This is a genomic window from Pseudomonas sp. SM4 (assembly GCF_051913165.1).
Lineage (GTDB): Bacteria > Pseudomonadota > Gammaproteobacteria > Pseudomonadales > Pseudomonadaceae > Aquipseudomonas.
Genome location: NZ_JBODOE010000016.1, coordinates 75,517 through 100,983, shown reverse-complemented (window position 1 = coordinate 100,983; position 25,467 = coordinate 75,517). Strand labels below are relative to the sequence as shown.

General features: G+C 55.4%; 23 protein-coding genes. 11 read left to right on the top strand and 12 right to left on the bottom strand.

What is annotated here, in order from left to right; translation table 11 throughout:
• The first annotated feature begins 20 nt into the window (after positions 1–20).
• From ACQ4MY_RS25280 to ACQ4MY_RS25270, 3 genes are all read left to right on the top strand, one after another.
• Positions 21–1,055, top strand: coding sequence for a histone deacetylase family protein (locus ACQ4MY_RS25280; protein WP_440096837.1), 1,035 nt, complete (start codon positions 21–23; stop codon positions 1,053–1,055).
• Between the two features lie 50 nt (positions 1,056–1,105).
• Entirely contained in the window at positions 1,106–2,158 is a 1,053-nt protein-coding gene (locus ACQ4MY_RS25275) for an ornithine cyclodeaminase (protein WP_440096836.1), read from the top strand.
• 138 nt (positions 2,159–2,296) lie between these two features.
• On the top strand, positions 2,297–3,712 hold the full coding sequence (locus ACQ4MY_RS25270) for an amino acid permease (protein ID WP_440096834.1): 1,416 nt from the start codon (positions 2,297–2,299) through the stop codon (positions 3,710–3,712).
• A 47-nt stretch (positions 3,713–3,759) separates the two neighbouring features.
• Here ACQ4MY_RS25270 and ACQ4MY_RS25265 read toward each other — a convergent pair whose 3' ends face one another.
• Positions 3,760–4,656, bottom strand: a complete 897-nt coding sequence (locus ACQ4MY_RS25265) for a hypothetical protein (protein ID WP_440096833.1) — start codon at positions 4,654–4,656, stop codon at positions 3,760–3,762.
• A 122-nt stretch (positions 4,657–4,778) separates the two neighbouring features.
• Here ACQ4MY_RS25265 and ACQ4MY_RS25260 point away from each other — a divergent pair, with 122 nt between their 5' ends.
• Entirely contained in the window at positions 4,779–5,183 is a 405-nt protein-coding gene (locus ACQ4MY_RS25260; RefSeq protein ID WP_158828959.1) for a DUF7079 family protein, read from the top strand.
• A gap of 50 nt (positions 5,184–5,233) precedes the next feature.
• On the opposite strand, the gene ACQ4MY_RS25255 is transcribed toward ACQ4MY_RS25260, so the two are convergent.
• The 3 genes from ACQ4MY_RS25255 to ACQ4MY_RS25245 form a co-directional block, all read right to left on the bottom strand.
• Positions 5,234–5,596: a DUF6124 family protein gene (locus ACQ4MY_RS25255; RefSeq protein ID WP_440096832.1), complete on the bottom strand. Its 363-nt coding sequence runs from the start codon at positions 5,594–5,596 to the stop codon at positions 5,234–5,236.
• Between the two features lie 482 nt (positions 5,597–6,078).
• On the bottom strand, positions 6,079–6,933 hold the full coding sequence (locus tag ACQ4MY_RS25250) for a hypothetical protein (RefSeq protein ID WP_440096831.1): 855 nt from the start codon (positions 6,931–6,933) through the stop codon (positions 6,079–6,081).
• 139 nt (positions 6,934–7,072) lie between these two features.
• Positions 7,073–8,848, bottom strand: coding sequence for a GmrSD restriction endonuclease domain-containing protein (locus ACQ4MY_RS25245; protein ID WP_440096829.1), 1,776 nt, complete (start codon positions 8,846–8,848; stop codon positions 7,073–7,075).
• 341 nt (positions 8,849–9,189) lie between these two features.
• On the opposite strand from ACQ4MY_RS25245, the gene dusA reads away from it, so the two are divergent.
• Complete coding sequence (gene dusA, locus ACQ4MY_RS25240; protein WP_440096828.1) at positions 9,190–10,176, top strand: tRNA dihydrouridine(20/20a) synthase DusA; 987 nt, start codon at positions 9,190–9,192, stop codon at positions 10,174–10,176.
• A gap of 27 nt (positions 10,177–10,203) precedes the next feature.
• The gene (locus ACQ4MY_RS25235) at positions 10,204–10,623 is read left to right on the top strand and encodes a DUF2388 domain-containing protein (protein WP_256677581.1); all 420 of its coding nucleotides are present in this window, start codon (positions 10,204–10,206) and stop codon (positions 10,621–10,623) included.
• Here ACQ4MY_RS25235 and ACQ4MY_RS25230 read toward each other — a convergent pair whose 3' ends face one another.
• Positions 10,624–11,457: an undecaprenyl-diphosphate phosphatase gene (locus ACQ4MY_RS25230; RefSeq protein ID WP_440096827.1), complete on the bottom strand. Its 834-nt coding sequence runs from the start codon at positions 11,455–11,457 to the stop codon at positions 10,624–10,626.
• A 571-nt stretch (positions 11,458–12,028) separates the two neighbouring features.
• Between ACQ4MY_RS25230 and ACQ4MY_RS25225 the strand changes: the two genes are divergently transcribed.
• The 3 genes from ACQ4MY_RS25225 (at position 12,029) to ACQ4MY_RS25215 (ending at position 15,485) form a co-directional block, all read left to right on the top strand.
• Positions 12,029–12,769, top strand: coding sequence for a winged helix-turn-helix domain-containing protein (locus ACQ4MY_RS25225; protein WP_440096826.1), 741 nt, complete (start codon positions 12,029–12,031; stop codon positions 12,767–12,769).
• Positions 12,770–13,039: 270 nt separating this feature from the next.
• Positions 13,040–13,699 carry a winged helix-turn-helix domain-containing protein gene (locus ACQ4MY_RS25220; RefSeq protein ID WP_440096825.1) on the top strand — a complete coding sequence of 220 codons (660 nt, stop codon included), beginning with the start codon at positions 13,040–13,042 and terminating at the stop codon, positions 13,697–13,699.
• Between the two features lie 391 nt (positions 13,700–14,090).
• The gene (locus ACQ4MY_RS25215) at positions 14,091–15,485 is read left to right on the top strand and encodes an undecaprenyl-phosphate glucose phosphotransferase (RefSeq protein ID WP_440096824.1); all 1,395 of its coding nucleotides are present in this window, start codon (positions 14,091–14,093) and stop codon (positions 15,483–15,485) included.
• Positions 15,486–16,203: 718 nt separating this feature from the next.
• On the opposite strand, the gene ACQ4MY_RS25210 is transcribed toward ACQ4MY_RS25215, so the two are convergent.
• The 6 genes from ACQ4MY_RS25210 to galE form a co-directional block, all read right to left on the bottom strand.
• Entirely contained in the window at positions 16,204–18,282 is a 2,079-nt protein-coding gene (locus ACQ4MY_RS25210; RefSeq protein ID WP_008087685.1) for a YjbH domain-containing protein, read from the bottom strand.
• Positions 18,279–19,037 carry a capsule biosynthesis GfcC family protein gene (locus tag ACQ4MY_RS25205; protein ID WP_008087687.1) on the bottom strand — a complete coding sequence of 253 codons (759 nt, stop codon included), beginning with the start codon at positions 19,035–19,037 and terminating at the stop codon, positions 18,279–18,281. The genes ACQ4MY_RS25210 and ACQ4MY_RS25205 overlap by 4 nt, the downstream gene beginning before the upstream one ends.
• Positions 19,037–19,702 (bottom strand): YjbF family lipoprotein, encoded by a 666-nt coding sequence (locus ACQ4MY_RS25200; protein ID WP_008087688.1) that lies wholly within the window; start codon positions 19,700–19,702, stop codon positions 19,037–19,039. The genes ACQ4MY_RS25205 and ACQ4MY_RS25200 overlap by 1 nt, the downstream gene beginning before the upstream one ends.
• A gap of 11 nt (positions 19,703–19,713) precedes the next feature.
• On the bottom strand, positions 19,714–20,775 hold the full coding sequence (locus ACQ4MY_RS25195; protein WP_052635322.1) for a polysaccharide biosynthesis/export family protein: 1,062 nt from the start codon (positions 20,773–20,775) through the stop codon (positions 19,714–19,716).
• A gap of 144 nt (positions 20,776–20,919) precedes the next feature.
• The gene (locus ACQ4MY_RS25190; RefSeq protein ID WP_007910552.1) at positions 20,920–21,156 is read right to left on the bottom strand and encodes a hypothetical protein; all 237 of its coding nucleotides are present in this window, start codon (positions 21,154–21,156) and stop codon (positions 20,920–20,922) included.
• Between the two features lie 231 nt (positions 21,157–21,387).
• Entirely contained in the window at positions 21,388–22,404 is a 1,017-nt protein-coding gene (gene galE, locus ACQ4MY_RS25185; protein WP_008087692.1) for a UDP-glucose 4-epimerase GalE, read from the bottom strand.
• Positions 22,405–22,795: 391 nt separating this feature from the next.
• On the opposite strand from galE, the gene galU reads away from it, so the two are divergent.
• Positions 22,796–23,629 (top strand): UTP--glucose-1-phosphate uridylyltransferase GalU, encoded by an 834-nt coding sequence (galU, locus tag ACQ4MY_RS25180; RefSeq protein WP_008087693.1) that lies wholly within the window; start codon positions 22,796–22,798, stop codon positions 23,627–23,629.
• A gap of 32 nt (positions 23,630–23,661) precedes the next feature.
• The gene (locus ACQ4MY_RS25175; RefSeq protein WP_440096822.1) at positions 23,662–24,072 is read left to right on the top strand and encodes a mannose-1-phosphate guanylyltransferase; all 411 of its coding nucleotides are present in this window, start codon (positions 23,662–23,664) and stop codon (positions 24,070–24,072) included.
• Between the two features lie 98 nt (positions 24,073–24,170).
• On the opposite strand, the gene ACQ4MY_RS25170 is transcribed toward ACQ4MY_RS25175, so the two are convergent.
• A complete protein-coding gene (locus ACQ4MY_RS25170; protein ID WP_008087697.1) occupies positions 24,171–25,292 on the bottom strand; it encodes an SGNH/GDSL hydrolase family protein in 1,122 nt (373 codons plus the stop codon).
• Between the last annotated feature and the right edge of the window lie 175 nt (positions 25,293–25,467).

Sequence of the window (25,467 nt, the reverse complement as noted above, 5' to 3'; positions counted from 1 at the left end):
AACAATAACGGATGCGCAGAATGTTTACAGTTTTCAGTGATTCCCACCGTTTGCACCACGGCACCGAATTGAAAGACGGCGTGCTCAAACCGTCGTTCGAACAACCGAGTCGCGCCGACACCGTGCACAACCGCGTCAAACAGGTCGGCCTCGGACAGATCGTCGAGCCCCGCGCATTTGACCGCTCGTGCTACGTCAACGCGCACAGCGAGCGCTACGTCAGTTTTCTCGAAAATGCCTGGAGCGAATGGAGCGCAACCGGTCGCACACACGACGCCTTGCCACTGGTGTGGCCGGTGCGCGATCTGGCCGGCGAAGAGGTGCCGACGTTCATTGACGGCAAGCTGGGCTTCTACGCGATGGATGCCGGTTCGCCGATCACCGCGACGACCTGGCAGGCGGTGAAAACCAGCGCCGACATCGCTCTCACCGGCCTGGCCCTGCTCGATGAAGGCCACGACAGCGCCTTCGCCCTGTGCCGTCCGCCCGGCCATCACGCCGCGCGCGAATACATGGGCGGTTATTGCTACCTCAACAACGCCGCCATTGCCGCACAACAAGCCATCACCCAAGGCGCCAAACGTGTCGCGGTGCTCGACGTCGACTTCCACCACGGCAACGGCACGCAGAACATTTTTTACCAGCGCAGCGACGTCATGTTCGTCTCGTTGCACGGCGAACCGGCGGTGTCCTATCCGTACTTCTCGGGCTACAGCCACGAAGTCGGCGCGGGTGTCGGCGAGGGGTACAACCTCAACTATCCACTGCCGAAAAACACTACCTGGGAGAGCTACCGCAACGCCCTGCTCCACGCCTGCAAAAAGCTCCAGCAATTCGCGCCTGAAGTGCTGGTGATTTCCCTCGGTGTCGACACGTTCAAGGACGACCCCATCAGTCACTTCCTGCTGGAAAGCGATGACTTCATCGGCATTGGTGAACTGATCGCCAGCGTCGGCTGCCCGACCCTGTTCGTCATGGAGGGCGGCTACATGGTCGATGAAATCGGCATCAATGCCGTCAACGTGCTGCACGGTTTCGAGAGCAAACGCAGCTGAGCCAGCCCGCGCTCTACAACCTTTCAATGACTGGATCGGAGAATAAGAACATGACGCTTTTTATTGATGTCGATGACGCTGCACGCCTGTTCACCCAAGTCGGTATCCGCCGCGCCATCCGCGAAATGGCCGGCTACATCGAAGCGGATTACGCACGCTGGGCGCAGTTTGATAAATCGCCGCGCACGGCCAATCACTCGGCAGAAGGCGTGATCGAGCTGATGCCCACCGACGACGGCCAGCAGTACTCATTCAAATACGTCAACGGCCACCCGAACAACGGCCAGCAGAATTTGCTCACGGTCATGGCTTTCGGTCTGCTGGCCGATGTGCAGAGTGGCTATCCGACCCTGCTCAGCGAACTGACCTTGACTACCGCCGTACGCACCGCCGCAACCTCCGCGCTGGTGGCGCAATCGCTGGCTCGCCCGGGTGCGACCTCGATGGCCCTGATCGGCAACGGCGCCCAAAGTGAATTCCAGGCACTGGCCTTTCATGAAATGTTGGGTATCAGCGAAATCCGTATCTTCGATATTGATCGCGACGCTTGCCTGAAGTTGAAGCACAACCTCGCGGCGTTCCCGGACATCGAAGTGATTCTGGCCAGCTCGGTGAAGGACGCTGTCAAAGGCGCGGACATCGTCACCACGGTCACTGCTGACAAAGCCTACGCAACGATTCTGACGCCGGAGATGATCGAGCCCGGCATGCACATCAACGCGGTCGGCGGTGACTGCCCGGGTAAAACCGAGCTGCACGCCGAGATCCTGCGCAACGCCCGGGTCATCGTCGAGTTCGAGCCGCAAACGCGCATTGAAGGCGACATTCAGCAACTGGAAGCCGATTCCCCGGTGATCGAGTTTTTCCGGATTGTGCTGGGCGAAGTGGCCGGACGCGAAAACGATGCGCAGGTGACCGTGTTCGATTCGGTGGGCTTTGCCCTCGAGGACTTTTCCTCACTGCGCTATCTGAAAGACCTGGCTCATGCACAGCAAATCGGTCAGCGCATCCACCTGGTGCCGACGCCAGCGAACATCAAAAACCTCTTCCAATTGCTCGATCCGCAACCGGCCAAAACCTCGCGTCTGCGCACCGTCAATTGATCGCTAATCGCCGCCCTTTTTACGAGGCGGCCATTCATCTTCCAGGCATCGCTGTGATTAGCCGCTGCCTTTCTAACAAGAACGCTCGACACCTACTTTCTGCCAAAACTCAAAAACATAAAATCAAGAGGTTTTGCAATGAAATCGACCCCTTCCGGGCTGCTTGAACAGCCCGCGCTGCAGCGTACGCTCAGCAATCGTCACATCCAGTTAATGGCCATGGGCGGTGCCATCGGTACCGGCCTGTTCATGGGCTCCGGGAAGATCATCGCCCTCTCCGGGACGTCGATCATCCTCATCTACATGATCATCGGCCTGTTCGTGTTTTTCGTCATGCGCGCCATGGGCGAAATGCTCCTGTCCAACCTCAACTTCAAAACCTTTGCCGACTTCGCCGGTGCCTACCTCGGCCCGCGCGCAGCATTCTTCCTCGGCTGGTCGTACTGGCTGAGCTGGAGCGTCGCGGTGATCGGCGACGCCGTCGTGGTCGGCGGATTCTTCCAGTACTGGTTCCCCGACGTACCGGCGTGGATACCCGCCGTCGGCATGCTGGCGACGCTGTTCGCCCTCAACGTGCTGACAGTCAGGTTGTTCGGTGAAGTGGAATTCTGGTTCGCGATCATCAAGATCATTGCCGTCGTAACCCTGATCGGCGTCAGCACCGTGCTGATCGCCAGCTCCTTCGTCTCGCCCAGTGGCGTCACCGCGTCCCTGAGTCACCTGGTGGACAAACAGGCGGCGTTCCCCAACGGCTTGTTCGGCTTCTTCGCCGGATTTCAAATGGCGATTTTCTCCTTCGCCGGCACCGAACTGATCGGCACCGCCGCCGCCGAAACCCGCTCGCCGGAGAAGACCCTGCCCAAAGCGATCAACTCGATTCCGCTGCGGATCATCCTGTTCTACGTCCTGGCGCTGACCTGCATTATTGCAGTGACCTCGTGGCAACAGGTCTCCCCCGTCAAGAGCCCGTTTGTCGAACTGTTCCTTGTTGCCGGTTTCCCAGCAGCAGCCGGCATCGTCAACTTCGTCGTCCTGACCTCAGCGGCCTCATCGGCCAACAGCGGCGTGTTCTCATCGAGCCGCATGCTGTTCGGACTGGCCAACCAAGACAACGCGCCCGGCATATTCCGCCGACTGTCGAACAACAGCGTGCCGCTACTGAGCCTGGCGTTCACCACGCTGTTGATGCTGGTCGGTGTGCTGGTGCTGTTCATCGTGCCGGAAGTCATGACCGCGTTCACCATCGTCTCCACCGTGTCGGCGATTCTGGTGATCTTCACCTGGTCGACCATCCTTGCGTCTTACATCGCCTACCGGAAAAAACGTCCGGATCTGCATGCGAAGTCCGCTTACAAGATGCCGGGCGGTGTACCAATGGCTTGGTTCTCGTTGGCGTTTTTGGGGTTTGTGCTGGGGTTGCTGGCGTTGCGGCCTGATACGCGGATTGCGTTGATGGTGATGCCGGGGTGGTTTGTTTGGTTGGCGATTGCTTATCAGTTGACGCGGTTGAGGAAGCCTAAATCTGCGGTTGAGTCGGCGGGGCAGTTTGGCTAGAGCTGCAAGTGAAAGCCGTCACTTTTGGGTGACGGCTTTTGAGTCTTTTAACGAGCCTGATCAGAGGGAGGAGTCAGCTCCAACACCCGATTTCGCCCGCCCTCGGCCAACAGATAAGTCCCTCGGCCACTGGCGACGATCGACTGCGGCGCTTTGAGAAAGGACAGTATGGTTCGCTGAACCCCGTCATTGCCGATCAGCAGCAGGCGCGCACGATGGGTCGAATCTTCCGAGATCCAGAGCCCGCGCTGATCGCACATCAGGAAAGTCGGCTGATTCAGATTGGCGAAAACGATGGGATCGCTGCCGTCCTCGCTCAAATGGCGCACCACGCCTTTGTCTTTTTCCGTGTAGAGCATGCGACCGTCTGTGCAGCGGATGATCGACTCGGCCTCATCAAGCCCGTCACGCAGAACGACTAGGGATTGGTCGCTCCACGTATAGCGAAACAAACGTCCATTGGCATGACGATCTTCAATCGCATAGAGGTGATCGCCTTCGTTCCACAGACCCTGAACGTTGGAGCCGTGAAACAACTCGGTGACCTTACCCTGCAGTAGGAAATTAACGGCAGCAGCGCCCTCCTCCTGACTGAAGACCCAGCCACCCCGAGCAGAAATCATCCCGTCCGGTTTGGATAAACCGCTGACGACACTCTCGCGCTGACCGTCGCCGGCAATCCGCACAATACTGCCGCGACCGTCGCGAAGCTCCTGACTGACCATCAGCCCGCCGCCGTCCATCACCACCAGAGCGGCTGCTTTCGGCACATCACCGTGGATAACGCGATAGCTCCATTGGCCGGCAGCCTGTACCGGGTAGAAACTTTGCCACGCGAAGAAAGCCAAGGTTGCCACAAGCAACAGTATTAAAAGCCACAGAACTAGACGCAGTGTTTTGGAGAATTGACCACGACTTGCCGGAATAGCGGTTACGTTCGACATTAGTCCTCGCTGGTACGTCATCCTGACGGTTGGTTTTCATCGCCCGAGTATAGGATTGTTTTTTTGGGGTGTGGCTCGATCAGGCTTGATACGCTCGCGCTCATTGAGACAGGGAGTCAAACATGGAAAATCCAGCCCTCACGTCCACCACCCGCGCCAAGCGCGACTGGGCTTCAGCAACAGACAAAGAGCGCGCCGATGTCCACTGGTCGCTGTCTGACGCGTTTGTCGACAATGAGGTCAACTACGCATTCATCGCACGCCAAACCCAGGATTACGATCCGCAAGAGATCAGGCGAATCCTCTATGAAGAAGTCGCACCGGTGTGTCACACCAATCTTGAAACCGTCATTCCGATGATCTGGTCCGCGTTCAATCTGCAGCAATTGCAGGCTGACATAGCAGAAACATTGAAAGCCCGAGAAAGTAGCCGCTTCAGACGTCAGCTAGACAAACTGCTGATTCGCTGGCTGGAATTTCGATACAAATACATATGGCAAGAAATCTCCAGGCACTACCCAAAATAACCAGCCCCACCGAGGCGGCAGTCGAACCGCTTGCCAGGGTGGGACAGGATTTACGCCTTCACCTCAACGTTATCCAACGCCTGATTCACCGCCAACTCCCCCAACATCACCACCTGCGCAATGCCCAGCGCGGTTTTGCGCTGCGAGGAATCTAGCGCTGCGGCGAAGTTGATGAGCATTTCCGAGGCTGAACCGAGGGTTTCACTGGCGTTGGCCAAGAGGGATTCGGTGTCGTACTTCGGATTGGCGAGGTACATGCGCTCGGGTTCGTTGGTGCTGGCCATGATGTGGCCGGGCGGGAGGAGATAGTGATCGAGGGCGCGCTCGGCGGCTTCGTGGAGTTTTCTGGAGTCGAGGGATTCGTAGGGGGATGTGGGGTCGGTTTCTGGTGGGTTTGGCGTTACTTTGAACATAAATGGAGCCTCTAGCGCGATTACTAAAAGGAGCCATCACCCACGCTACCAAACGATGGGTGGCGGCCATACGCGGGTTGGTAGACCGGTCGCACTAGAACCCGGCGCCCACGAATGAGCCCCACGCATGACCACCATGAATTTCGAGTCGCGGGAAAGCGACTGAATCAGGTGATGCAATGCATCTAGACACGAATCGGGCTACCAAACCCGACCACTGGTTTTCAGTGATGTGGGGACGATAGAACCTGCGGGCTAGACGCACAAGCCGGCAGATTCTGTCTTACGTGTAGGGAGTGGCGCAAGGTGTTGTAGGGCTAAGCGCCCTCAAATAGTCCACATTAAACACCAGCGATTTAGTCGTTTAAATGAAAAAGGATACCCGACGTTGAAAACTATATTGTCGATACAAAGGCTAAAAAATTGACGCAAGGCCAATAAAAAGGTAAGCCCACCCATTACAGTAGGAGAGCTTTTGCAAGTTAGTTTGGGTTGCTAGTTTCGTAGCGATGCTTTTGGGATTGCGCAAATTCGTGTTGGTATTTGTCATGTTTTTCATAAAGTGAAAACAAATCATCAGCCAGCGCCCTCTCTACCTTTCTACCTCCAGTCGCGTGCTCTAACGCACGCCAACAAAGAAAAAGCAGAGTAGTTTGCTGAACGGCAAGCCGAGCGAAGTGAGCTCGCTCCATCAAACACCTTTCTTCTGGCTCCCGAGTGACTCTATCGTACATGAAATCCATGGCAGTTTGATCCGCATGAATTAGATGACTACTGATACCATAACTGTGTAACAATGAATCATAACTGGTCAGGTCAAGTGTTGGTTCCTTTACCTTCTCGAGAACCCTAACCATCTGGGAAAATGACCATTTCTGATTCAGTAGTTGTCGCTTTGATTTTGGCCATCTAGAGCGAAGTTCTGCCTCCCTATCTGCATCCAAAACCGCTCCATTGAATAACATCGCCGAATCAGCATCAATAGAGTTTCTACCAGCAGCCCTAGCTTTTTCGGCGCGCTGAATATCCTCAATTTCCTTTAAAAACACCGTGCACTCCGTAATTCTTTCACCACGCTCCGGCTGCAAAGCAATACTAACAAACAAGAAGCGTGTGGCACACTCGAGAGCCGATCGCATCACAATATCGCTATCCCAAAGCATATATCGTTGAAGCAGTATATTTACTGACTGGCATCTAGATGCATAATAGTGCATTTGAGCTCCAGTAAATCTGGCGTATTCTGGGTCGATCTCCCGGCAGTTTTCAATAGAACGTGCGAATTCATCTCGAATTTTTGAGTAGACCGAAATGGAGTCGTGGAGAAGATGCTGCATGTGCAGATACCTTTTATTGTGGAGAATGGACAGTCATGAGAAATGGAGACACACAGAACAATAGGGGATTTATCTTTTCACGCTCTAGGTCAAAAAATAAAAAAAGGCCCGCTTATCGGGCCTTTCAAATAAACAACCGTTAGAAACGCTTGGCTATTGTCGCAACTTGCTTTGCATCCTCTGCCTTTTTAGTTTCGTCACCATCGCGCCAATAAACCTCCCCACCAAAATAAGAAATATCTTGCTGAGGTTTTATGGTGATCACAATTACGCCAAGCCCAAAGTATGAATTATAGTCCATACTAGATAAAACCGACATTTTTAGCGAATCAGAAAGCTTTGACTCAGCAATTGAACGTTTCCACCGCGAATAATATTCCTCAACGCTAATTTCGAGTTGTTTGGCTTCTCGGGCTATCCCTACGACGAAACGATGCCCTACTTTAGTTGGAACAATGCTATCCAAACGCGCAACCTTGTCCGCATCAGCCTTCTTGTCAGTGACACCAAGAATTAGTTTCCCCATTTGCTTCGGGCCATTATTTGCGATAGCACAGATTGTTTTTAGAACTTTGGCAATCAGATTCTTATCAACCTTCCGTTCTGTACCGAGCGAGAGCATCCCTTGTTTCAACTCATAATTTGGAAGCTCAATTTCCGAGCGCTTGATAAGAGCGTCAATATCAGCAGTAGCATGATCGCCATAAATCGGCTCAAACTCGCCAGCAGCCACAAAGAAATTATCAATCAACATTTTAATAGTATTAACGTTAATTCTTCGCTCTTGAGGCGACGTTGATTTTTTACTAGTCTCAACGCGCTCGTTCAAATTGGTTATGATCTTCCTTATTCCGGCGTAGTCAGAAATCCTTTTTTTCTCTTTAAAAATCAACTCATGAAAAGCTATCATAATTACGGCAAAAAATGACGGAAACGCGTTAGTCGTCTTTGTTTTAAATACAATATTTCTCAACTTGTTAGCCGGGGCAACGTGACACACTTTCAATATTTCGTCCGCGCAATGTTTGAATTCTTTCGCAAAACGGTCTGCCCCATAAACTTCCATCGCATTCATTATTTGATTGCTTTCAGCAGTCTCAAAATTATATATTTTATCTAGAGAATCTTTGGATCTTTCGATCAGATCAGGCCCGACTATGCAAGCAGCAATGTCTGCGATACATTGTTCATCCATGCTATCTCGAAGATCTGTCGACTTCAAAATCCCTTGATTCACCCAAAACACTTCATCAGCCTGAATTTCATAACCATGCTTAGTTTTCGGTAAGTCAATACTAATAGCCGGCATTGCACGTAACACTAACGTATCAGAAGACTCATCCCCTCTTAAAGTACATGCAATCAAACGTACCATGTTCGAAAAATCGTTTTGCACCCCTGCTTGTCTTCGCTCTTGGTCACTTAGTCGGTGTCCATAAGTGTTGATACGATCAAAAACATCATTAATTTCAGCATCTGTAGCTTGACGCATTACCGATAAAGCCAAGGGGTAATCGAGTAGTGTGCTGACCTGTTTCTGCGTAATATATTCATCAGCAGTTTCGGCAGAAAAATTACCATCTACTGAATATGCAAGAGCGGTAGGAAAGAAGTTTAGATCAAAAAGTTCTCCCTCAAGCGTGGGAAATGAGGTCTCAATAAACGAAACGATAGCGTGCAGGCGCTGCAATCCGTCAATGATCTCGTAAGTTCCTGCTTCTTCTTCCCTTTCTGCTATCAAAATTGCTGGGATTGGATATTTTTTCAGAATGGATTCTACAAGCTTCTGTTTTTCCTCTAACGTCCATACTAATTTTCGTTGATAGCGTCTATTCACGTACAACTTATCTTCTCGATACCATGTATAAACAGATTGGATCGGAGTCTGTTGCGAAGCTAATTCTGCCATTGCCATCCATGCCTTTTTTGTATTCGAACAAAGGTAATATCAATATCCGATGCCGAGCATAGTGAAAAAAACAATCTTCGCCAAGCAAAAACCATCTTCGCCAAGCCGTGAATGCTAAACAGCATGCACTCAAGATTTGCAAAACCTATAGGATTTTTGCTTTCACTTCGGCCCCTTACTTTTTCGCAATGACGGCGCAAGGCGCAATAGAACAGGGAGCTAATGTATATCCCACCATTCATCCATTCGTGGTCATCAGAAGTACTCCTATCTCGAGTCACTCAAGCCTCTCCCTACCGATCCTGATAAACTCCCCCACCTTCGCCCCTCTGATCCAGATTCTCCTAATGCCTCTACAACCCGCCCCACTATCCCGCCGCTTCTCCGTCGCCCCGATGATGGATTGGACTGACCGCCATTGCCGCTTCTTCCTACGCCTCCTGTCGAAGAACGCCCTGCTCTACACCGAAATGGTCACCACCGGCGCGCTGCTCAACGGCGATCACGAACGCTTCCTCCGTCACAACGAAGCCGAGCACCCTCTCGCGCTGCAGTTGGGCGGTAGCGTTCCGTTGGATCTGGCCGCCTGCGCGCGCATGGCTCAGGAACACGGCTACGACGAGGTAAACCTGAACGTCGGCTGCCCAAGTGATCGTGTGCAAAACAACATGATCGGCGCGTGCCTGATGGGGCACCCGCAACTGGTGGCGGATTGTGTCAAGGCGATGCAAGACGCGGTGTCGATTCCGGTGACGGTGAAGCATCGCATCGGCATCAACGGCCGGGACAGTTACGCGGAGCTGTGTGATTTCGTCGGCACAGTCCGCGATGCCGGGTGCACCAGTTTCACCGTGCATGCGCGGATTGCGATTCTGGAGGGGTTGTCGCCGAAGGAGAATCGTGACATTCCGCCGTTGCGCTATGACGTGGCGGCGCAGCTGAAGGTGGATTTTCCGGCGTTGGAGATTGTGCTGAATGGCGGGATCAAGACGATGGAAGCCTGCCATGAGCATTTGCAGACTTTCGACGGGGTGATGTTGGGGCGTGAGGCTTATCACAATCCGTATGTGCTGGCGGAGGTGGATCAGCAGTTGTTCGGCAGTTCGGCGCCGGTGATCAGCCGGGCTGAGGCGTTGGCGCAGTTGCGTCCTTATATAGCCGAGCATTTGCAGGCCGGTGGCGCGATGCATCACATCACCCGGCATGTGCTGGGCCTGGGCACGGGGTTCCCGGGGGCGCGGAAATTTCGTCAGTTGTTGTCGGTGGATATTCACAAGGCCAAGGATCCGCTGGCGTTGCTGGATCAGGCGGCGGCGTTGCTTGAAGGCCGTTGATTGAAGTTTTGAGTGTGCGGGTGACGCATGAGCGTTGCCCGGAGTTTTGTTTTGCAGACAGGATGTCTTTTGGGTATGCCCGCGTTTAACTTTTCCGGTTTCAAGCGTTACACCTTTCTCGCTTTGTTTAGTGTTACCTCCAATGCTTATGCGCACTGCGATGGCTTTTGTATGGGCCGCACCGAGACGCCGTGGGAGGTGACGCAGTTTTCCGGCCTGTCGATCATGGTGCTGTTGCTGACGCCCTTCTCTGCCACCAACAACACCACTGAAAGCTTTAAACGTGTTTACTCCGCCGAGGAGCAGGAAGACGCGCGGCTTTATCTGGCCAGCGACGGCATGCTGCAGGCCGCGTATTTCACGTCGGCCTTGCAGCGCTATCGCCAGGAGTCGCCGGATTCGGCGTTAAACGATCTCGCCGTTGCGGCGTTGATCAGCGCTCAGTGATCAGGCGGCCGCCGCTGCTGTCCAGTTGACCCAACCAAACACCCACGTCGCCAGAATCAGCAAGCCGAACGCGATCCGATACCAGGCGAACGCGGCGTAGCTGTGGTTGGCAATAAACTTGAGCAAACCGCGCACGGCAATCATCGCGAAGATGAACGCCGTAACGAAGCCGAGGGCGAAGACTGGCAGGTCGTTCGGCTGGAACAGGTCGCGGTATTTGTAGCCGGAATACACTGCGGCGCCGACCATGGTTGGCATGGCGAGAAAGAACGAGAACTCGGTGGCGGCCTTGCGCGACAGACCGAAGAGCAAGCCGCCAATGATGGTCGAACCGGAGCGCGAGGTGCCAGGAATCATCGCCAGGCATTGTACGAAACCGATCTTCAGCGCGTCAGACCAGCGCATGTCGTCGACGTGATCGACGCTGATCACATGATTGCGCTGTTCGGCCCACAGCATGATGATGCCGCCAACCACCAAGGCTACGGCGACGGTGATCGGGTTAAACAGGTATTCGTGGATGGCGTCCGCGAACAGCACGCCCAAGACTACGGCGGGCAGAAAGGCGATCAGCAAGTTGAGGGTGAAGCGCTGCGCATTGCGCTCGGTGGGCAGGCCTTTGACGATGTTGATGATCTTCGGGCGGAACTCCCAGACGACGGCAAGAATGGCACCCAGTTGAATAATGATGTTGAACGCCATGGCGCGTTCGCCGCCGAATTCGAGCAAGTCGGCGACGATGATCTGGTGGCCAGTACTGGAGATCGGCAGGAACTCGGTCAGGCCTTCTACTGCGCCTAATATCAACACCTGGAAAAGGGTCCAGAAATCCATTAATCCTCCGTCAGAGCGCTCTGGATGAGCGACCGGCTAATAACACTCAGGGGTTGAGTATCTGAAGTTACACAATTGGTTTAGTTGGAGATCAACAGATCGCAGCCTTCGCCAGCTCCTACAGGGGAACGTATTGCAAATGTAGGAGCTGCCGCAGGCTGCGATCTGTTGATCTTGAAGAATAGTTCTTATGAATTGCCACACTCAAGCCATGTTAGTAATCGTCGGCCGACGAACTAAACGGAAAATATTTAGGCTTCAGATAGAAAAAAACTTGCCCCGCCGACAAAGTGTGATCAATATCACATTATTCAGAGATGGCCATACAATGGCAAAAGGACATAGACAAAGCCATCGCAATAGACTCAAAATAGTGGCACCATTGCATATCGCCACCATCTAAGCACTAGTTCACCACCCCGAGAAAATCAACTAAAAGCTTGAAAAGCTTATTTATTGTTAGAAAACTCGGGAGACACGTCTAAAATCCGCGTAAATGTTACCAATTGTCAGTCACAGATGAGAACCGGTGCTTTAACATCCCGATGTCAGCACTAATTCGAGTCAATGCATGATGCTCTCAGGGAACTTAGCGCCTAGAAGCCCGCGCCCCACAAATGCCGAACCCGGAGTTCTCACTCTGGGTCGCACCCGTGGCGTGGCTGAACATTTTAGAGCGCTGGTAGCCCAGCATGTGCGCACCGATATGCCACTAGAGGTCAACGACTACCTTAGTTCATATCAGCAAAATGAATATTGCAGATCATATCGTGCCATCTTCCTCGTCATCGATAGCCCGCAGGCTCTTGAGGAAAACCTCGCGTTGGTGGAAAACCTGCGAGCCAATAATTTGAAACCGATCATTTGCGCGGTCATCACCGGTCGCGGCGCCGTCAACAAGATCAAATACTATCTGGCCGGCGCGGATGTTTGTATCAAGCTCAATACCCTTTCCGATGATGGCGCTGACTTGCTGGCCGAATTCTTCAGCAGTGAAGAATGGCAGCGCGAGATCAATCTCACGCTGGACCCGACACGCATCTGTTTGATGGACAACGGCCAGAAACTCGACATCTCGTTTGCCGAGATGAAGATCCTGGAAGCGTTTGCGCAGACCCGTAATCACATTCTGAGCCATGATGAAATCGCTGGCATCATGGGCCTCAACACCCATTTCTACGACCCTCGCGCGCTGGAGAAATCGATCAGCCGCTTGCGTGGAAAAATCAAGGACATGTATGGTACAAACGCGATTCAGAGCATTCGCGGCTATGGCTATCGCCTGCTGCGGGGTCTGATATCGACTGCCTGACTCAAGGGCAGCCCCCTTTTGCATACGAACGAAGGATCGTCTGATGCAACCATATAGCTCTCGTTGTACTTCAAGCCTGTCTATAAAAAAGCGATTGAATGAGCGCGACACCATAACAATAAACTTAACAACATAGCAGCAGATCGAGTGGAACTTATCGAGGGCCATTTTCGGGCCCAGACCCTGCCTGTCGATTACTTCCAAGGAAGTCATTGCTCGCCTGCCGATTTACCTTTTAGCCAATTTTGGTACGCAGTTAAGGAGAGAGACATGGAAACTAGTACAACCCTCCCCAGAAAATATTTTGTCGTCGTGACTCACAGTACAACTTCTCAACGCGAACTGGAGAGCATCTTGTCCAGTGAGCGTTTCAATTCGTTTGGCACGTCCCAGGCGCAGATGTTTGTTGAAGGCGTTGCTTCGCAGTCTTCGGCGCCAATGGTGATGGAGTTCACCTATCCAAGCGTCAGTCGAAAGAACGTCGCGCGCAGTATCGAACATGATACTCAGCGAATATTGGCCACGCTTGAATCCGAATGGCTGGCCGCACAATCAGCCAACCCGTTCCAGAGCATTCCGGTCAGTACCAGCGATAGCAGCAACAGGCCACCCGTTGTTGAAGGTGATATGCCTTGCAGCGAGACGTGGCACCTCGACAATGTTCAAGGCGCATTGGTTAAAGACGACGTCGAGATCAGTCTTACCGGCCTGGAAACAGCATTGGTCAGGAAAATGCTCAACCATGAAGAGCGAGTTGTCAGCCGCGATGAACTGATCCTGAGCATCGGGCGAGAGCCGGAACAATATCGCGGCCTGGAAATGTGCCTGAGTCGCCTGCAGGACAAATTCAAGAGCGCCAGTAAGGGTGAGCGGCTGTTTCGTGCCGTGCGCAATCGCGGTTATTGCCTGATCCAGGAAATCGTCGCGTAACCCCGGTCGATACCTGCGAACACCAAAAACAGAAAAAGTGCGATTACAAAAACAACAAGAGCACTCTGTTTGGTTACACCCTCCCTGATCAGATTCAAACTCCCTGCCTCGACCCTTTCAACAGTAACAAAATCAACATCATTTATTCACCCCCTGCTCTACGACCTTTTCTAACACTGTTCTATTTAATTATTAGAAAGTTGGCATTGTGCCATCTTGTTAGAACTCGTCAGACACCATTTCAGGCAATAACTTAGTCTATTGACTGACGACAGTTCGACCTCTCGACGTTGTTACCTCCGGACACTTACAACAACAAAAACAATCCGTCTGCCTGACAACTCGGCTTTCAACTGTTGAAACCTGAATGGACGTCTTTTGGGGATATCGTATGGAACTTTCTCTTAGTATCAATCGAAACACGGGCCTCAAGGGACTGACCTTTTGGGGCCAATGGGCGCTGGCACAGGGCTTTGTTGTAACGCTGCTGTTCATCCTCGCGGAACAGCACACCGGGACCGTCGCGTTCTACTACCGTATGTGCGCAACACTGGCAGTATTGGCCTCGGTGCCGGCTTATACGTTTAGCGGTGTTTACCGCAAACGCGATAACTATCTGACCGGTCTCGGTCGGCTGTTCATGGGTTGGTCGATGACCATGGCGGCGCTGGCTTGCATTGCGTTTGTCTGCCAGGCCGATGAGCTGTTTTCGCGGCAGGTGATTCTCAGCTGGGCGGTGTACGGCTTCCTCGGTCAGGCGCTGCTGTATGCGCCGCTGCATGCGTTTTCGAAGTTCTATCAGCGTTCGCGTAAAAGTGAGCACAAGACCCTGATTGTCGGGACAGGCGAGCTGGCGCTGGGCTTGGCGAAGAAGCTCAGTCAACTGGAGAATCTGCCCCTGGTCGGTTTGGTCAGCAATGGCGATGTGTCTTCGCTGGACGCCGATGCACCGCGTGTTATTGGTGCTCAGGAACAGTTGCTGGAACTGATCGAGGCCCATGACATCCGCCGTTTGTATATCACTCTGCCGCTGTGCGAAGCAGCGAAGATCGAAGCGATGTACGTCGATTTGCTGGGTGCCAATGTCGATGTGGTCTGGGTGCCGGATTTGAACAGCCTGACCCTGCTCAATCACTCGGTGAAAGTCGTGGACGGCCTGCCGGCGATCTACTTGAACGAGAGCCCGCTGACCAGTCGCCCGACGGCGGCTTTGAGCAAAAGCCTGGTGGAGAAAACCGTAGCCTTGCTGGCGATCATCGCGTTGAGCCCGATCCTGTTGATCATCGCTCTGGCGGTGAAACTCAATTCGCCGGGCCCGGTGCTGTTCAAGCAGGATCGCCATGGCTGGAACGGCAAGGTGATCAAGGTCTGGAAATTCCGCTCGATGAGCATGCACGACGACCGCGATGTGAAGCAGGCGAGCCGCAACGACTCGCGCATTACTGCCGTTGGACGCTTCATTCGCCGCACGTCGCTGGACGAATTGCCGCAACTGTTCAACGTGCTGCAAGGGCATATGGCCCTGGTGGGGCCACGTCCGCACGCGGTCGCGCACAACCATTTCTACTCGGGAAAAATCCTTGCCTACATGGCGCGTCACCGGATTAAACCGGGGATCACCGGGCTGGCGCAGATCAGCGGTTGCCGTGGTGAAACGGACACGATCGACAAGATGCAAAAGCGTGTGGAGATTGACCTGCAGTACATCAACAGCTGGTCGTTGTGGCTGGATCTGAAGATCCTGGTGAAGACGCCGTTTACGTTGTTGTCGAAGGACATTTACTAAGGTTCAACGCTGCACACCGCATGGGGACGAAAGTCCCCTTTTTTGTGCCTGGGATTTGGGCTCGACGTACAAACCGGTGGGAGCTGGGCTTGCCAGCGATGGCGGTGGGTCAGGCGACATTGATGCTGGATGCGCCGGCCTCATCGCTGGCAAGCCAGCTCCCACAGGGATTTTGGCGTGGTGTGGATTTTGGTTCCTCCGCATAACTACTGTAGGAGTGAGCCTGCTCGCGATGGCGGTGGGTCAGGCCACATCAATGTTGGATGTGCCGGCCTCATCGCTGGCAAGCCAGCTCTCACAGGGATTTGGGCGTGGTGTGGATTCTGGCTTCACCGCATAACTACTGTAGGAGTGAGCCTGCTCGCGATGGCAGTGGGTCAGGCCACATCAATGTTGGATGTGCCGGCGCCTTCGCGAGCAAGCTCTGCTCCTACAAGGGGCTGGGGCTGGTCAGTGGGATGACCCACTGGACATTGTGGGAGCTGGCTTGCCAGCGATGGCGGTGGGTCAGGCAACAGGGATGTCGACTGTACGGACGCTATCGCGAGCAGGCTCACTCCTACAGGGGATTTGGGGTGGGTTCTGGATTTTTGGCGTGACAAATAGCCAATGTGTGAGCTGGCTTGCCAGCGATGGCGGTGGGTCAGGCGACATTGATGTTGGATGTGCCGGCGCCTTCGCGAGCAAGCTTTGCTCCTACAGGTTTGGGTGATGGTGGTTACTCGGTGATCTTGTCGAAATTACGGTAGAACATGTCCCCTTCCCGGCTGTCGGTCATCGAGTGCAGCTGGAAGCTGCGGCTGAGTCGGGCGCCGCCGTCACGGGTCAGCGGTGCCCAGACCAGGTTGGCGCGGCGCATGGTCGACATGCTCATCATTTCGTCGAACGGAATCGACAGGTAGAGACCCTTGTCGAAACTACCCTCGCCATACTCGGCACTGCTCGCCGTAGTGATCGTTGCCCACGCGCCAAAGCGCACACCGTTGAAAAACTCTCGCGAGATATCCAGCGTGCCGCCCCAATCCCCGGCCAGATACCGGCCCACGCTGACAGCCGCCAATGTGTCGAACGGCAGGTCCGTATACCCGGTGATATGCCCGGTCACCACCGAGTAATCGCGCAGCGCAAACCCTTGATCGAAATCACGCTGACGCACCCAGTTGATGTCCGCGCCCACCGACCAGCGTTCACCGGTCGGACGGAACAACACCTCCCCGCCCACACCGGCAAACATCGATTCCAGATACCCGCCATACACCATGCCATACAAGTCTTTATCCAACTGCTCGGCGTGGCTCACCTGAAACAACGGCATGGTCGTATTGGAGGTGGTCAGGTACTGACGCAAATCCGTGCGCACACGCGGCAAACCGCTCGGCGCGTCGTAGCTGAATTTGTCGAAGTTGTTCACCAGGTTGGCACTGAGCAAACCGTTCCACCAGGTGTTGCGATTGAAACGGTACTCGGCATCGGCATCGGCAGTGAACTGATAGAGCAAACCATCCGGGCCGCCAACGTTCTGCTTGAAGCCCAGCCCCACGCCATAACTGAAATGCTGCGGCGCTTCGGTGTAGAGGGTTTTCTCGTTGTGCGGCATCGCCGGGTTGATCTCGGTGGTGCGGTGCAGCGACTGCAACGGCTCCTCGTTATTGATCACTTCACGGAAGGTCTGACGCGGCACGCTGGTTTCTTCCAGAGGCAAGTCGTAGCGCTTATTGACCACGGTGAACCAGTCGATGTCATCGCTGACACTGTTGTCGAGAATCCGGCTCGCGCGGCCTACAGCCTTGGGCGAGTGGAAGTAACGCTGCTGTTCGCCATAGACGATCAGTTCGGAATCACGCTGAGTAATGCGCTCGACTTTGTAGCCGGCATTCTGCTGCAAGCGCTGCGACACATTGGCCCAATCGACCTGCGCCATCGAGGTGGTCGGCATCTTCGCCGGCAGCGGTTCGGGTGTCGGGTCGTAGGTCTTGGCCGGGGCCTTGCGGGTGGCGAAATTGGTGTGGAAGGTAATGCCGAACATCGCCGTATTTCCACGCTCCCACGCAGCGCTGACGTCGACCGAATCCGCCACTTTGAACACCGCACCGAGGTTGATCGGCGAGTCCTGCTTGATGATGTTGTCCTTCGGCTCGTGCTTGTAATCGTTGCCTTCGTATTCGAGTTTCAGGCTGAGACGATCCCAAGGCGTCTGGTAACTCACGCCGCCGAAGAACGAAGGCCGGCCACGAAAGTACGAACCCGAGTTGACGTCACCGGTGCCTTCGAGCGCGGGCCGGGTATCGAAGCGATCACTGACATAGCCCAACGGGTTGTCGATGTCGCCGCGATTACCCAGATAACCCCAGGCAATCCCGGCACTGAAGTCGAGATTGTCGTAGCGCTTGTTGGCGACGAAAAACTCACTGGAGAACAAACCGGTACCACCGATATCTCGGAAGCCCAGCGCCACGTCGGGCAGCCAGTGGCTTTCCTGCCACAGCCGGACTTTGACGTCGACCGCCTTATCCTTATAGCTTTGACTACCGCTCAGGGCCTCCGAGCCGTACGGCCGGTTGGTGATCGCGGTGTAGCGAAACGAGCCTTCGAGCCAGTCCAGCGGCTGCAACGACACGCTGTAGCGACTATACGGTTCGGTGCGGTTGGCATTGACACTCAACTCGCCGGCCGGGGCCATGCGCGCCGTTGGCGTCTGCAACAGCCCGGTGCCACCGAAGTCATTCTGGGTAATGCGCGGTTCGGCGTGAACCAGTCCACAAGGCAATAACAACACAGCTGCAAAACGTAACTTCAACGAACCACCTCGGCCAGCTGCGTGGCAATAAATTCGGCCAACTGCTGATTCAGTTCAGGTAGAGGCGGATCAAGATCATCATTTTTCACCGGCACCAGAATCTTGCTGCCGGCCACGGGAAAGTGCCCGCTCTCGCGATTCCAGTGGGCAATGCCGACACGCTGCGAGGCGCCGTTGGGCTGGATCAGCCACAGGTAATCGGCCTCGGCATCGCTCAGGATCGAACAGCCTTGCAGGTAGTCGCGGGCCTCTTGTAACGGCTGATACGGCAAGTGGCACGGCTCGGCGACGGCACCGAGAACTTGCACCTCATCAACCCGCGTCGGGTAGATCAGACGATCGCCATCGTCGAGACGAATGTTGCGCGCGAAACCCACTTCCAGCGCCACCGGATCAAGGTCGGCAACCTGCCGTCCGGTGACCGGCATCTGCCGCACTTCTGCGGCAAGACGCTGCGCCAACGCCGCACGACTCGGCCGGTCGAACAGCATCGCCATGCGCTGCAACACGTCGAGATCAAACAGCACGCCGACCTTGAGTCGCGTCTGCTCCTCGATCAGCGACTGGCGCAACAGAGCGCCCGCCAGCCAGTAACCTTCGGCATTCGGTACTGCTTCGCTGATCACATCGAGCAAGCGCCCGCCGGGTGGCAAGGTGACCGGCCCGGGATTGGCGACATCGCCCGACACGGTGACGGCCGCCTGGCTGACACTCGCGACCAGCATCAGGCCCGCCGATAACATTTTCAGGCGCATCACGGCAGGTGCCTGCGATCTGGGGTCAGTTGCACAACCTTGACGCGCAACTGCGAGGTCAGCTGCTGCTCGCTCTGCAAAATGAAACCGTCACGCGGGTCGACCCAGTAACGATTGGTTGCGCTCAGGCCAATGGCCGGGGCGTCAATCTGCTCATCGACACGCAGCACGGTGTATTCCTTGTCGAGAATCTGCAGGGTCTGTTCCGAGCGGCGAGAGAAGCGGCTGTTGACGATCACCCCGACTTCCTGGCCCTTGTAGAGGTCGATCCAGCGTCGCGTGGTGAAGCCGTCCGCGACGTGCTGCAGACCCTGTTTGAACGGCGAGTCATCGGCCAGGCGCGTGCCGTCGAGATCGCCCTCCAGGCCCAGGCCGATACTGCGTACAGCCAGACCATTGCGCAGCAACAGCACTTGTTTGCCGGACGCGACCCAGAACTGCAGGTCTTCGCGCTCACGCACCAGCGCCAGCACCCCGGAGCCGGACGGCGTGGTCAGTTTCAGTTGCGGGTAATTGACTCCGGCCACTTCGGCTGCACTTACGTCCACTTCATCCGGGCCGACGACTGCGGCCTTGAGGTTGTTCAAGGACGCGCTCATCAACGGGTTGCAACCACACAGCAACGAGGCCGCCATCAGGCACAGGCCAACTTTCAGAATGTTCAAAGTCGGCGACCTTATTTGCTGTTGTTACTGTATTCGCTCCAGTTCTTCGCAGCGGAAGCGCCCGTGCCGACAATCGATGCCGACGGCACCAATTGACTGATCAGGCGGTTCCAGCGAGTCACGTTGGCAGGCCCGACATACACCACGTCCTGCGGGCGGACTTCAAAGTGCGAGGCCAGCGCCATGGCGGTCGGCGATTCGGCTTCCAGCTGATAAATCTTGGCCGGCTCGACATCGAGGTTTTCCACGCCACGAATGACGTACACCGCATTGCCGTTGGAGGTGGTCTGGCTCAAGCCACCAACCGATCCGAGAACATCGGTGAGGTTCATGGTCGCGGTCTTGAAACTCAGCGCGCGCGGCTGGTTGACCTCGCCCATTACGTAGATGCGCTTGTTGTCGTTGTACGGCAGATAGAGTTGGTCGCCACCCTTGAGGTAGACGCCCTGCAACTCGGAATCCTGTTGATTGAGCGAATCAAGATTCAGCGGATAAGTGCGCCCGTTGCGCGTCAGCAACAGCCCGGACAAATCGGCGTTGTTGGTATCGATACCAGCCGAACCGAGCGCTTCGACCACGCTCAGCGGATTGGTGGAAATCGCTTGCGGGCCGGCCTTGGCCACGGCGCCGGTGACCACCACTTTCTGGCTGGCGAAACGCAACACGGCGACGTCCACTTGTGGCTCGGCGATGAATGCCGACAGTCGCTGTTCGATGTCCGAACGCAGTTGCTGGATCGTCCGGCCGGCGGCCTGGACTTCCTTGATGAACGGGTAGTACAGCGTGCCATCGGAGCGCACCAGTCGGCCGTTGGCATCGATCTGTTGTTGCGCGCCCGATGGCGCGGTCAGCTCGGGGTGATCCCACACCGTGATGTACAGGACATCGTTGTTGCCGATGCGGTACTCGGCAGGTGTCACCAACAGCTCCGCCGGTAACGACTCACGCTTTTGTGTGGCGCGGTTCATGGCGATCAGCTTGGGGGTGATCGGGATCAGTTCGACGCGGCTGCTTTCACTGGCGCCCTGGCGCGTGATGCTGCCGGTGCTGAGGTATTGACCGGGGGAAAACATGCAACCTTGCAAAGCGAGACTTGCCAACATTAAAAGATAAACACTACGAGTCATAATGGCACTACGCTATTCAAGGGCGAATCCAAAAACAAAGTCACCCGACTTGCGTCGGGCGACCCTGTACTGCACTAACAGAACTTCCTGTTAGTTATGCGTGCCGGTTGTACCGGTGGTACCCGTTGTACCGGTGGTACCGCCGTTGGCACTGCCACCGCTGTTAGACGCCGCGACTGCACTGGCGACCATTGCAGTACTGGCTGCCGGCGCTTGAGAAGCCGCCACATTGCCACCTACATTGGTCACCGCAGTAAGCGGTGCTTCAGCGGCGGCAGCCCAGTTGCTCAACATCGTCAACAGGGCAACTGCCATCACTTTTTTCATAACAACTCCTTTCTAACATTCAATCTGTTAAAAAACCGATCTGTGTTAGCGGTGGTAGCGTTCAAGTCCGCAAAAAGCGCGAACATGATCCGTTGTTCTTTCACAGTCTTACCCAACTGATAAAAGTCGAACGGCAGGTTTATATCTACGGACTTGCAAAAGGCATTGCCAGTGTAATTTCCCGACGTTATCTAACAACCTGACTGAAAATAACATTGGACTAAATGGCCATCATCGCAAGTAACCATTGGGATGGCTGGATTGCCAGCGCCAGGTGTCGGTGACCATATCCTGCAAACTGCGCGTGGCCTTCCAGCCCAGCTCTTTGGCAGCCTTGGAGGCATCGGCCCAGCTCTCGGCGATATCACCGGAGCGGCGCGGCATCATGCGATACGGCACCGGTTGGCCACACGCCTGCTCGAAGGCGTGCAGCACTTGCAACACGCTGTAGCCATCGCCAGTGCCGAGGTTCCAGGTGTGAATGCCGGTGCGTCCGGCGATCGACTGCAAGGCCTTCAAATGGCCGTCCGCCAGATCGACCACGTGGATGTAATCGCGCACACCGGTGCCATCGACCGTGGGGTAATCGTTGCCGAAGATCGACAGCTCTTGCAGGCTGCCCACGGCCACCTGGCTGATGTAAGGCACCAGATTGTTGGGGATACCGTTGGGGTCTTCGCCCATGTGGCCGCTGTCGTGGGCGCCGATCGGGTTGAAATAACGCAACAAGGCGATGCTCCAGCGCGGCTCGGCCTGACTCAGATCGCGCAAGACGTTTTCGACAATCAGCTTGGACTGGCCGTAAGGGTTGGTCGGCGTGCCCGTGGGGAAATCCTCGCGGATCGGCATTTGCTCAGGCTCGCCATAGACGGTGGCCGATGAACTGAATACCAGGCGAAACACCCCCGCCGCTGCCATTGCCTGGCACAGCGTGATGCTGCCGCTGACGTTGGTCTCGTAGTACTCAAGCGGCTTGCGCACGCTTTCGCCCACCGCCTTCAGGCCGGCAAAATGCAGCACCGCCTCGATGCTGTGCTCGCGAAAAATCCGGTCGAGCAGTGCCCGGTCGCAGACATCGCCGCGGATCATCCAGGCACTCTTGCCGCAGATGGTTTCAACGGCATGCAATGCCGCTTCGCTGCTGTTGCAAAGATTATCCAGTACGACAACTTCATAACCTGCTTCAAGCAGTGCAAGTGTGGTGTGCGAGCCGATATAGCCGGCGCCACCCGTTACCAGAATCTTCATGGCGAGGTCCGTCTTTGGATGAGTGACAAATAGCGTGTCAAGCCTCAATTGCTGAAGGTGTGTTGCACTCCACACAAACAAGGCGACAACAACAGAAAACAAATTCAGTTCAATGACTGGCGAAAAATATTTTTGCAAGTCACACTGTATTCGCCGCTACTTATTAGCACCGCTAGTGCACTCATCACTATCAACAGATACCGACTAAAAATAACTAATAACGCACTTGCCGACATCTCATAACATTGTCAGGTTTAACCACCACTGTTCATTGCCATTAACAACCTGAGTCAGGTATTAAAGCAGTCGTTCAATACCCATTGAAACTTGCACGCACTTAATGAGTGCGCGCATTCGTTGCCTGTGTTCCATGACTGTCCAGGATACTTTTATGATTCGTAAATGTTTGTTCCCCGCTGCCGGCTATGGCACGCGTTTCTTGCCGGCGACCAAAGCCATGCCCAAAGAAATGTTGCCGATCGTCAACAAGCCGTTGATCGAATACGCCGTTGAAGAAGCGCGGGACGCCGGCCTGCAACACATGGCCATCGTCACTGGCCGCGGCAAGCGCGCGCTGGAAGACCATTTCGACATCAGCTACGAACTCGAACACCAGATCCGAGGCACCGAGAAAGAGAAATTCCTCGCCGGCACCCGCGAGCTGATCGACACCTGCACCTTCTCCTACACCCGCCAGGTGGAAATGAAGGGCTTGGGCCACGCGATTCTCAGCGGCCGCCCGTTGATCGGCGATGAGCCGTTTGCCGTGGTGCTGGCCGATGACCTGTGCCTGAACCTGGAAGGTGACGGCGTCCTGACGCAGATGATCCAGCTGTACAAGAAATTCCGCTGCTCGATCGTCGCCATCCAGGAAGTCCCGGCCGACCAGACTCACAAGTACGGCGTCATCGCTGGCGAGCTGATCTCCGACGGTATCTACCGGGTCAACAACATGGTGGAAAAACCGGCCCCACAAGATGCGCCATCGAACCTGGCGATCATCGGTCGCTACATCCTCACGCCGGACATTTTCGACCTGATCGCCGACACCCAACCGGGCAAGGGCGGCGAAATCCAGATCACCGACGCGCTGATGAAACAGGCGCAGAACGGTTGCGTGCTGGCTTACAAGTTCAAAGGCATGCGCTTCGATTGCGGAGACGCCGAGGGTTACTTGCAGGCGACCAACTTCTGCTACGAAAACGTCTATCTCAAGGGCCGCTGAGACGGCTCCGCTCCTTACTCCACGAGGCCACCATGAACATTGCACAACATTCCGTAGAGATTGAACGCGAGGTGGGCAACCTCGGGGTGATCAGTTGGTTGTCGCGCCACCAGCCGTTGCCCAGCGCCAACGAATCCTGGTTGGGCACGATTTTGCTGGTGGAGCGCATCGGTGTGTTTCCCGCATCGGGAGATATCCGCCGGCCGATGCGCGACCCCTACCCCCTGCTCGCGCATTTGAAGGCAATTTACGCAGAGCAAGCCCTGGAAATCGATGACGGCGATGGGCTGAAAGTGATCTTCGGCGACTGGCGCTTTCGCGTGCGGATTTGCTGCAACGACCCGGCGATCATCATCAACGTGGAAACCCGTTGCGATACGCGCTTGATGCCAAAGAAGCTCACGGAATTGCTCGATCAGATCGACACGTTCACCGACGCCTGAACTGTCCCCTGTAGGAGCTGCCGAAGGCTGCGATCTTTTGATCTTGTTTTTAAAAGACAAGATCAAAAGATCGCAGCCTTCGGCAGCTCCTGCAGAGGCTAGTTATTGCAGCGTATGTGGGTGCCGGTGATCCAGGCGTAGAAGTAATCGGCAATGACCTTGCCGCCCGTGGCCGGCACGGGATGAATCTTGTCCGGGCCGATCATTGCAGCGGCATACCGCTTCACATCGGGACCGAAGGCGCATTGCAGATTGGTGTACCCCAGACGCTGCTCACGCGCCCAAGGCGCCAGCACCTGCGCATACGCCGACATCGGGTAAGCGCTGGAGCGCGTGGTGTCCTGACGCATGATCAGGTTGATGCTCGCCTGCGGTTGAATCTCGCGCAGCATGCCCACCAACCCCTGAACATTCTGCAAGTACTGCGCAGGTTTCACGCCGAAGCCCTGATCGTTGCCACCGAGCATGATCAGGTACACATCGGCCGGGATCTTCGACACGGCGGCTTTCCACTGAGTCTGCCACTGCGGATCCTTGTGATAAAAGTCTGCCGAGGCCGCACCGGAGGCTGCCAGTTTCGACACGCGCACGCCGTTCTGATCGTTGCTCATCCATAGGCCGAACAACGTGGGCGCGCCCTTCACCACTTCCAGTTTGAAGGACCAGTCTTTCGCAGCGGAGAGCCCCGTGAGCGCTACTTCCTGAACGCCTGAACCTTCAATTTTAAGGGGCTGCCAGTCTTGTGCGGGTGACCAGCGATAGCGGATTTCGCTGGGTTCGCCATTGCCCAGGTAAAGCAATTTCGCCTGGGTAACCGCTGTATCGATGCGCGGCGAAGGACTGGCATCCACCTGCAACCAAGCGCCGGGACGGCCTGTCACCGTGCGACTGTCCGGGCTCGCCTGCCCCAGATCGGAAACTTTCCAGCCACCGGCAAAATACTTCTCACTGCTGCGGGTGTATTTGAAGTGCGTACCGCCCAGCGCTGCGCCGTGATTGAACCCGACATACCCGGGCCCGGCAAAACCGACCTCCCCGGCCACGCGCTGCACCAGTTTGTTCAGATAGAAATCCTGCCCGGCGCTGTAGCTGTCGCCAATCACCGAGACCGACAACACCTTACCCGCCTTACCTTCACGCCACTGCGCAAAACGCTCACGCGCATCGCCCACCTCAACTACCGACGCTGCAACGGGTTGCGCGTCATCCACTGCCAACATGCAAAATCTCCTTCAGCCCGTAAGGGCCACTTCGCGAGCAGGCTCGCTCCCACAGGGATTGTGGTCATCCGCTGAATTCATTCACACCTGATAAACCTGTGGGAGCTGGCTTGCCAGCGATGGGGTCCGGTCAGACACAGATGCATTGCCTGACAAAACGCCATCGCTGGCAAGC

Coding starts and splice junctions, on each gene's coding strand:
- ACQ4MY_RS25280 (WP_440096837.1), top strand. CDS start 21: ATGTTTACAGTTTTCAGTGATTCCCACCGTTTGCACCACGGCACCGAA.
- ACQ4MY_RS25275 (WP_440096836.1), top strand. CDS start 1,106: ATGACGCTTTTTATTGATGTCGATGACGCTGCACGCCTGTTCACCCAA.
- ACQ4MY_RS25270 (WP_440096834.1), top strand. CDS start 2,297: ATGAAATCGACCCCTTCCGGGCTGCTTGAACAGCCCGCGCTGCAGCGT.
- ACQ4MY_RS25265 (WP_440096833.1), bottom strand. CDS start 4,656: ATGTCGAACGTAACCGCTATTCCGGCAAGTCGTGGTCAATTCTCCAAA.
- ACQ4MY_RS25260 (WP_158828959.1), top strand. CDS start 4,779: ATGGAAAATCCAGCCCTCACGTCCACCACCCGCGCCAAGCGCGACTGG.
- ACQ4MY_RS25255 (WP_440096832.1), bottom strand. CDS start 5,596: ATGTTCAAAGTAACGCCAAACCCACCAGAAACCGACCCCACATCCCCC.
- ACQ4MY_RS25250 (WP_440096831.1), bottom strand. CDS start 6,933: ATGCAGCATCTTCTCCACGACTCCATTTCGGTCTACTCAAAAATTCGA.
- ACQ4MY_RS25245 (WP_440096829.1), bottom strand. CDS start 8,848: ATGGCAATGGCAGAATTAGCTTCGCAACAGACTCCGATCCAATCTGTT.
- dusA (WP_440096828.1), top strand. CDS start 9,190: ATGCCTCTACAACCCGCCCCACTATCCCGCCGCTTCTCCGTCGCCCCG.
- ACQ4MY_RS25235 (WP_256677581.1), top strand. CDS start 10,204: ATGAGCGTTGCCCGGAGTTTTGTTTTGCAGACAGGATGTCTTTTGGGT.
- ACQ4MY_RS25230 (WP_440096827.1), bottom strand. CDS start 11,457: ATGGATTTCTGGACCCTTTTCCAGGTGTTGATATTAGGCGCAGTAGAA.
- ACQ4MY_RS25225 (WP_440096826.1), top strand. CDS start 12,029: ATGATGCTCTCAGGGAACTTAGCGCCTAGAAGCCCGCGCCCCACAAAT.
- ACQ4MY_RS25220 (WP_440096825.1), top strand. CDS start 13,040: ATGGAAACTAGTACAACCCTCCCCAGAAAATATTTTGTCGTCGTGACT.
- ACQ4MY_RS25215 (WP_440096824.1), top strand. CDS start 14,091: ATGGAACTTTCTCTTAGTATCAATCGAAACACGGGCCTCAAGGGACTG.
- ACQ4MY_RS25205 (WP_008087687.1), bottom strand. CDS start 19,037: ATGCGCCTGAAAATGTTATCGGCGGGCCTGATGCTGGTCGCGAGTGTC.
- ACQ4MY_RS25195 (WP_052635322.1), bottom strand. CDS start 20,775: ATGTTTTCCCCCGGTCAATACCTCAGCACCGGCAGCATCACGCGCCAG.
- ACQ4MY_RS25190 (WP_007910552.1), bottom strand. CDS start 21,156: ATGAAAAAAGTGATGGCAGTTGCCCTGTTGACGATGTTGAGCAACTGG.
- galE (WP_008087692.1), bottom strand. CDS start 22,404: ATGAAGATTCTGGTAACGGGTGGCGCCGGCTATATCGGCTCGCACACC.
- galU (WP_008087693.1), top strand. CDS start 22,796: ATGATTCGTAAATGTTTGTTCCCCGCTGCCGGCTATGGCACGCGTTTC.
- ACQ4MY_RS25175 (WP_440096822.1), top strand. CDS start 23,662: ATGAACATTGCACAACATTCCGTAGAGATTGAACGCGAGGTGGGCAAC.
- ACQ4MY_RS25170 (WP_008087697.1), bottom strand. CDS start 25,292: ATGTTGGCAGTGGATGACGCGCAACCCGTTGCAGCGTCGGTAGTTGAG.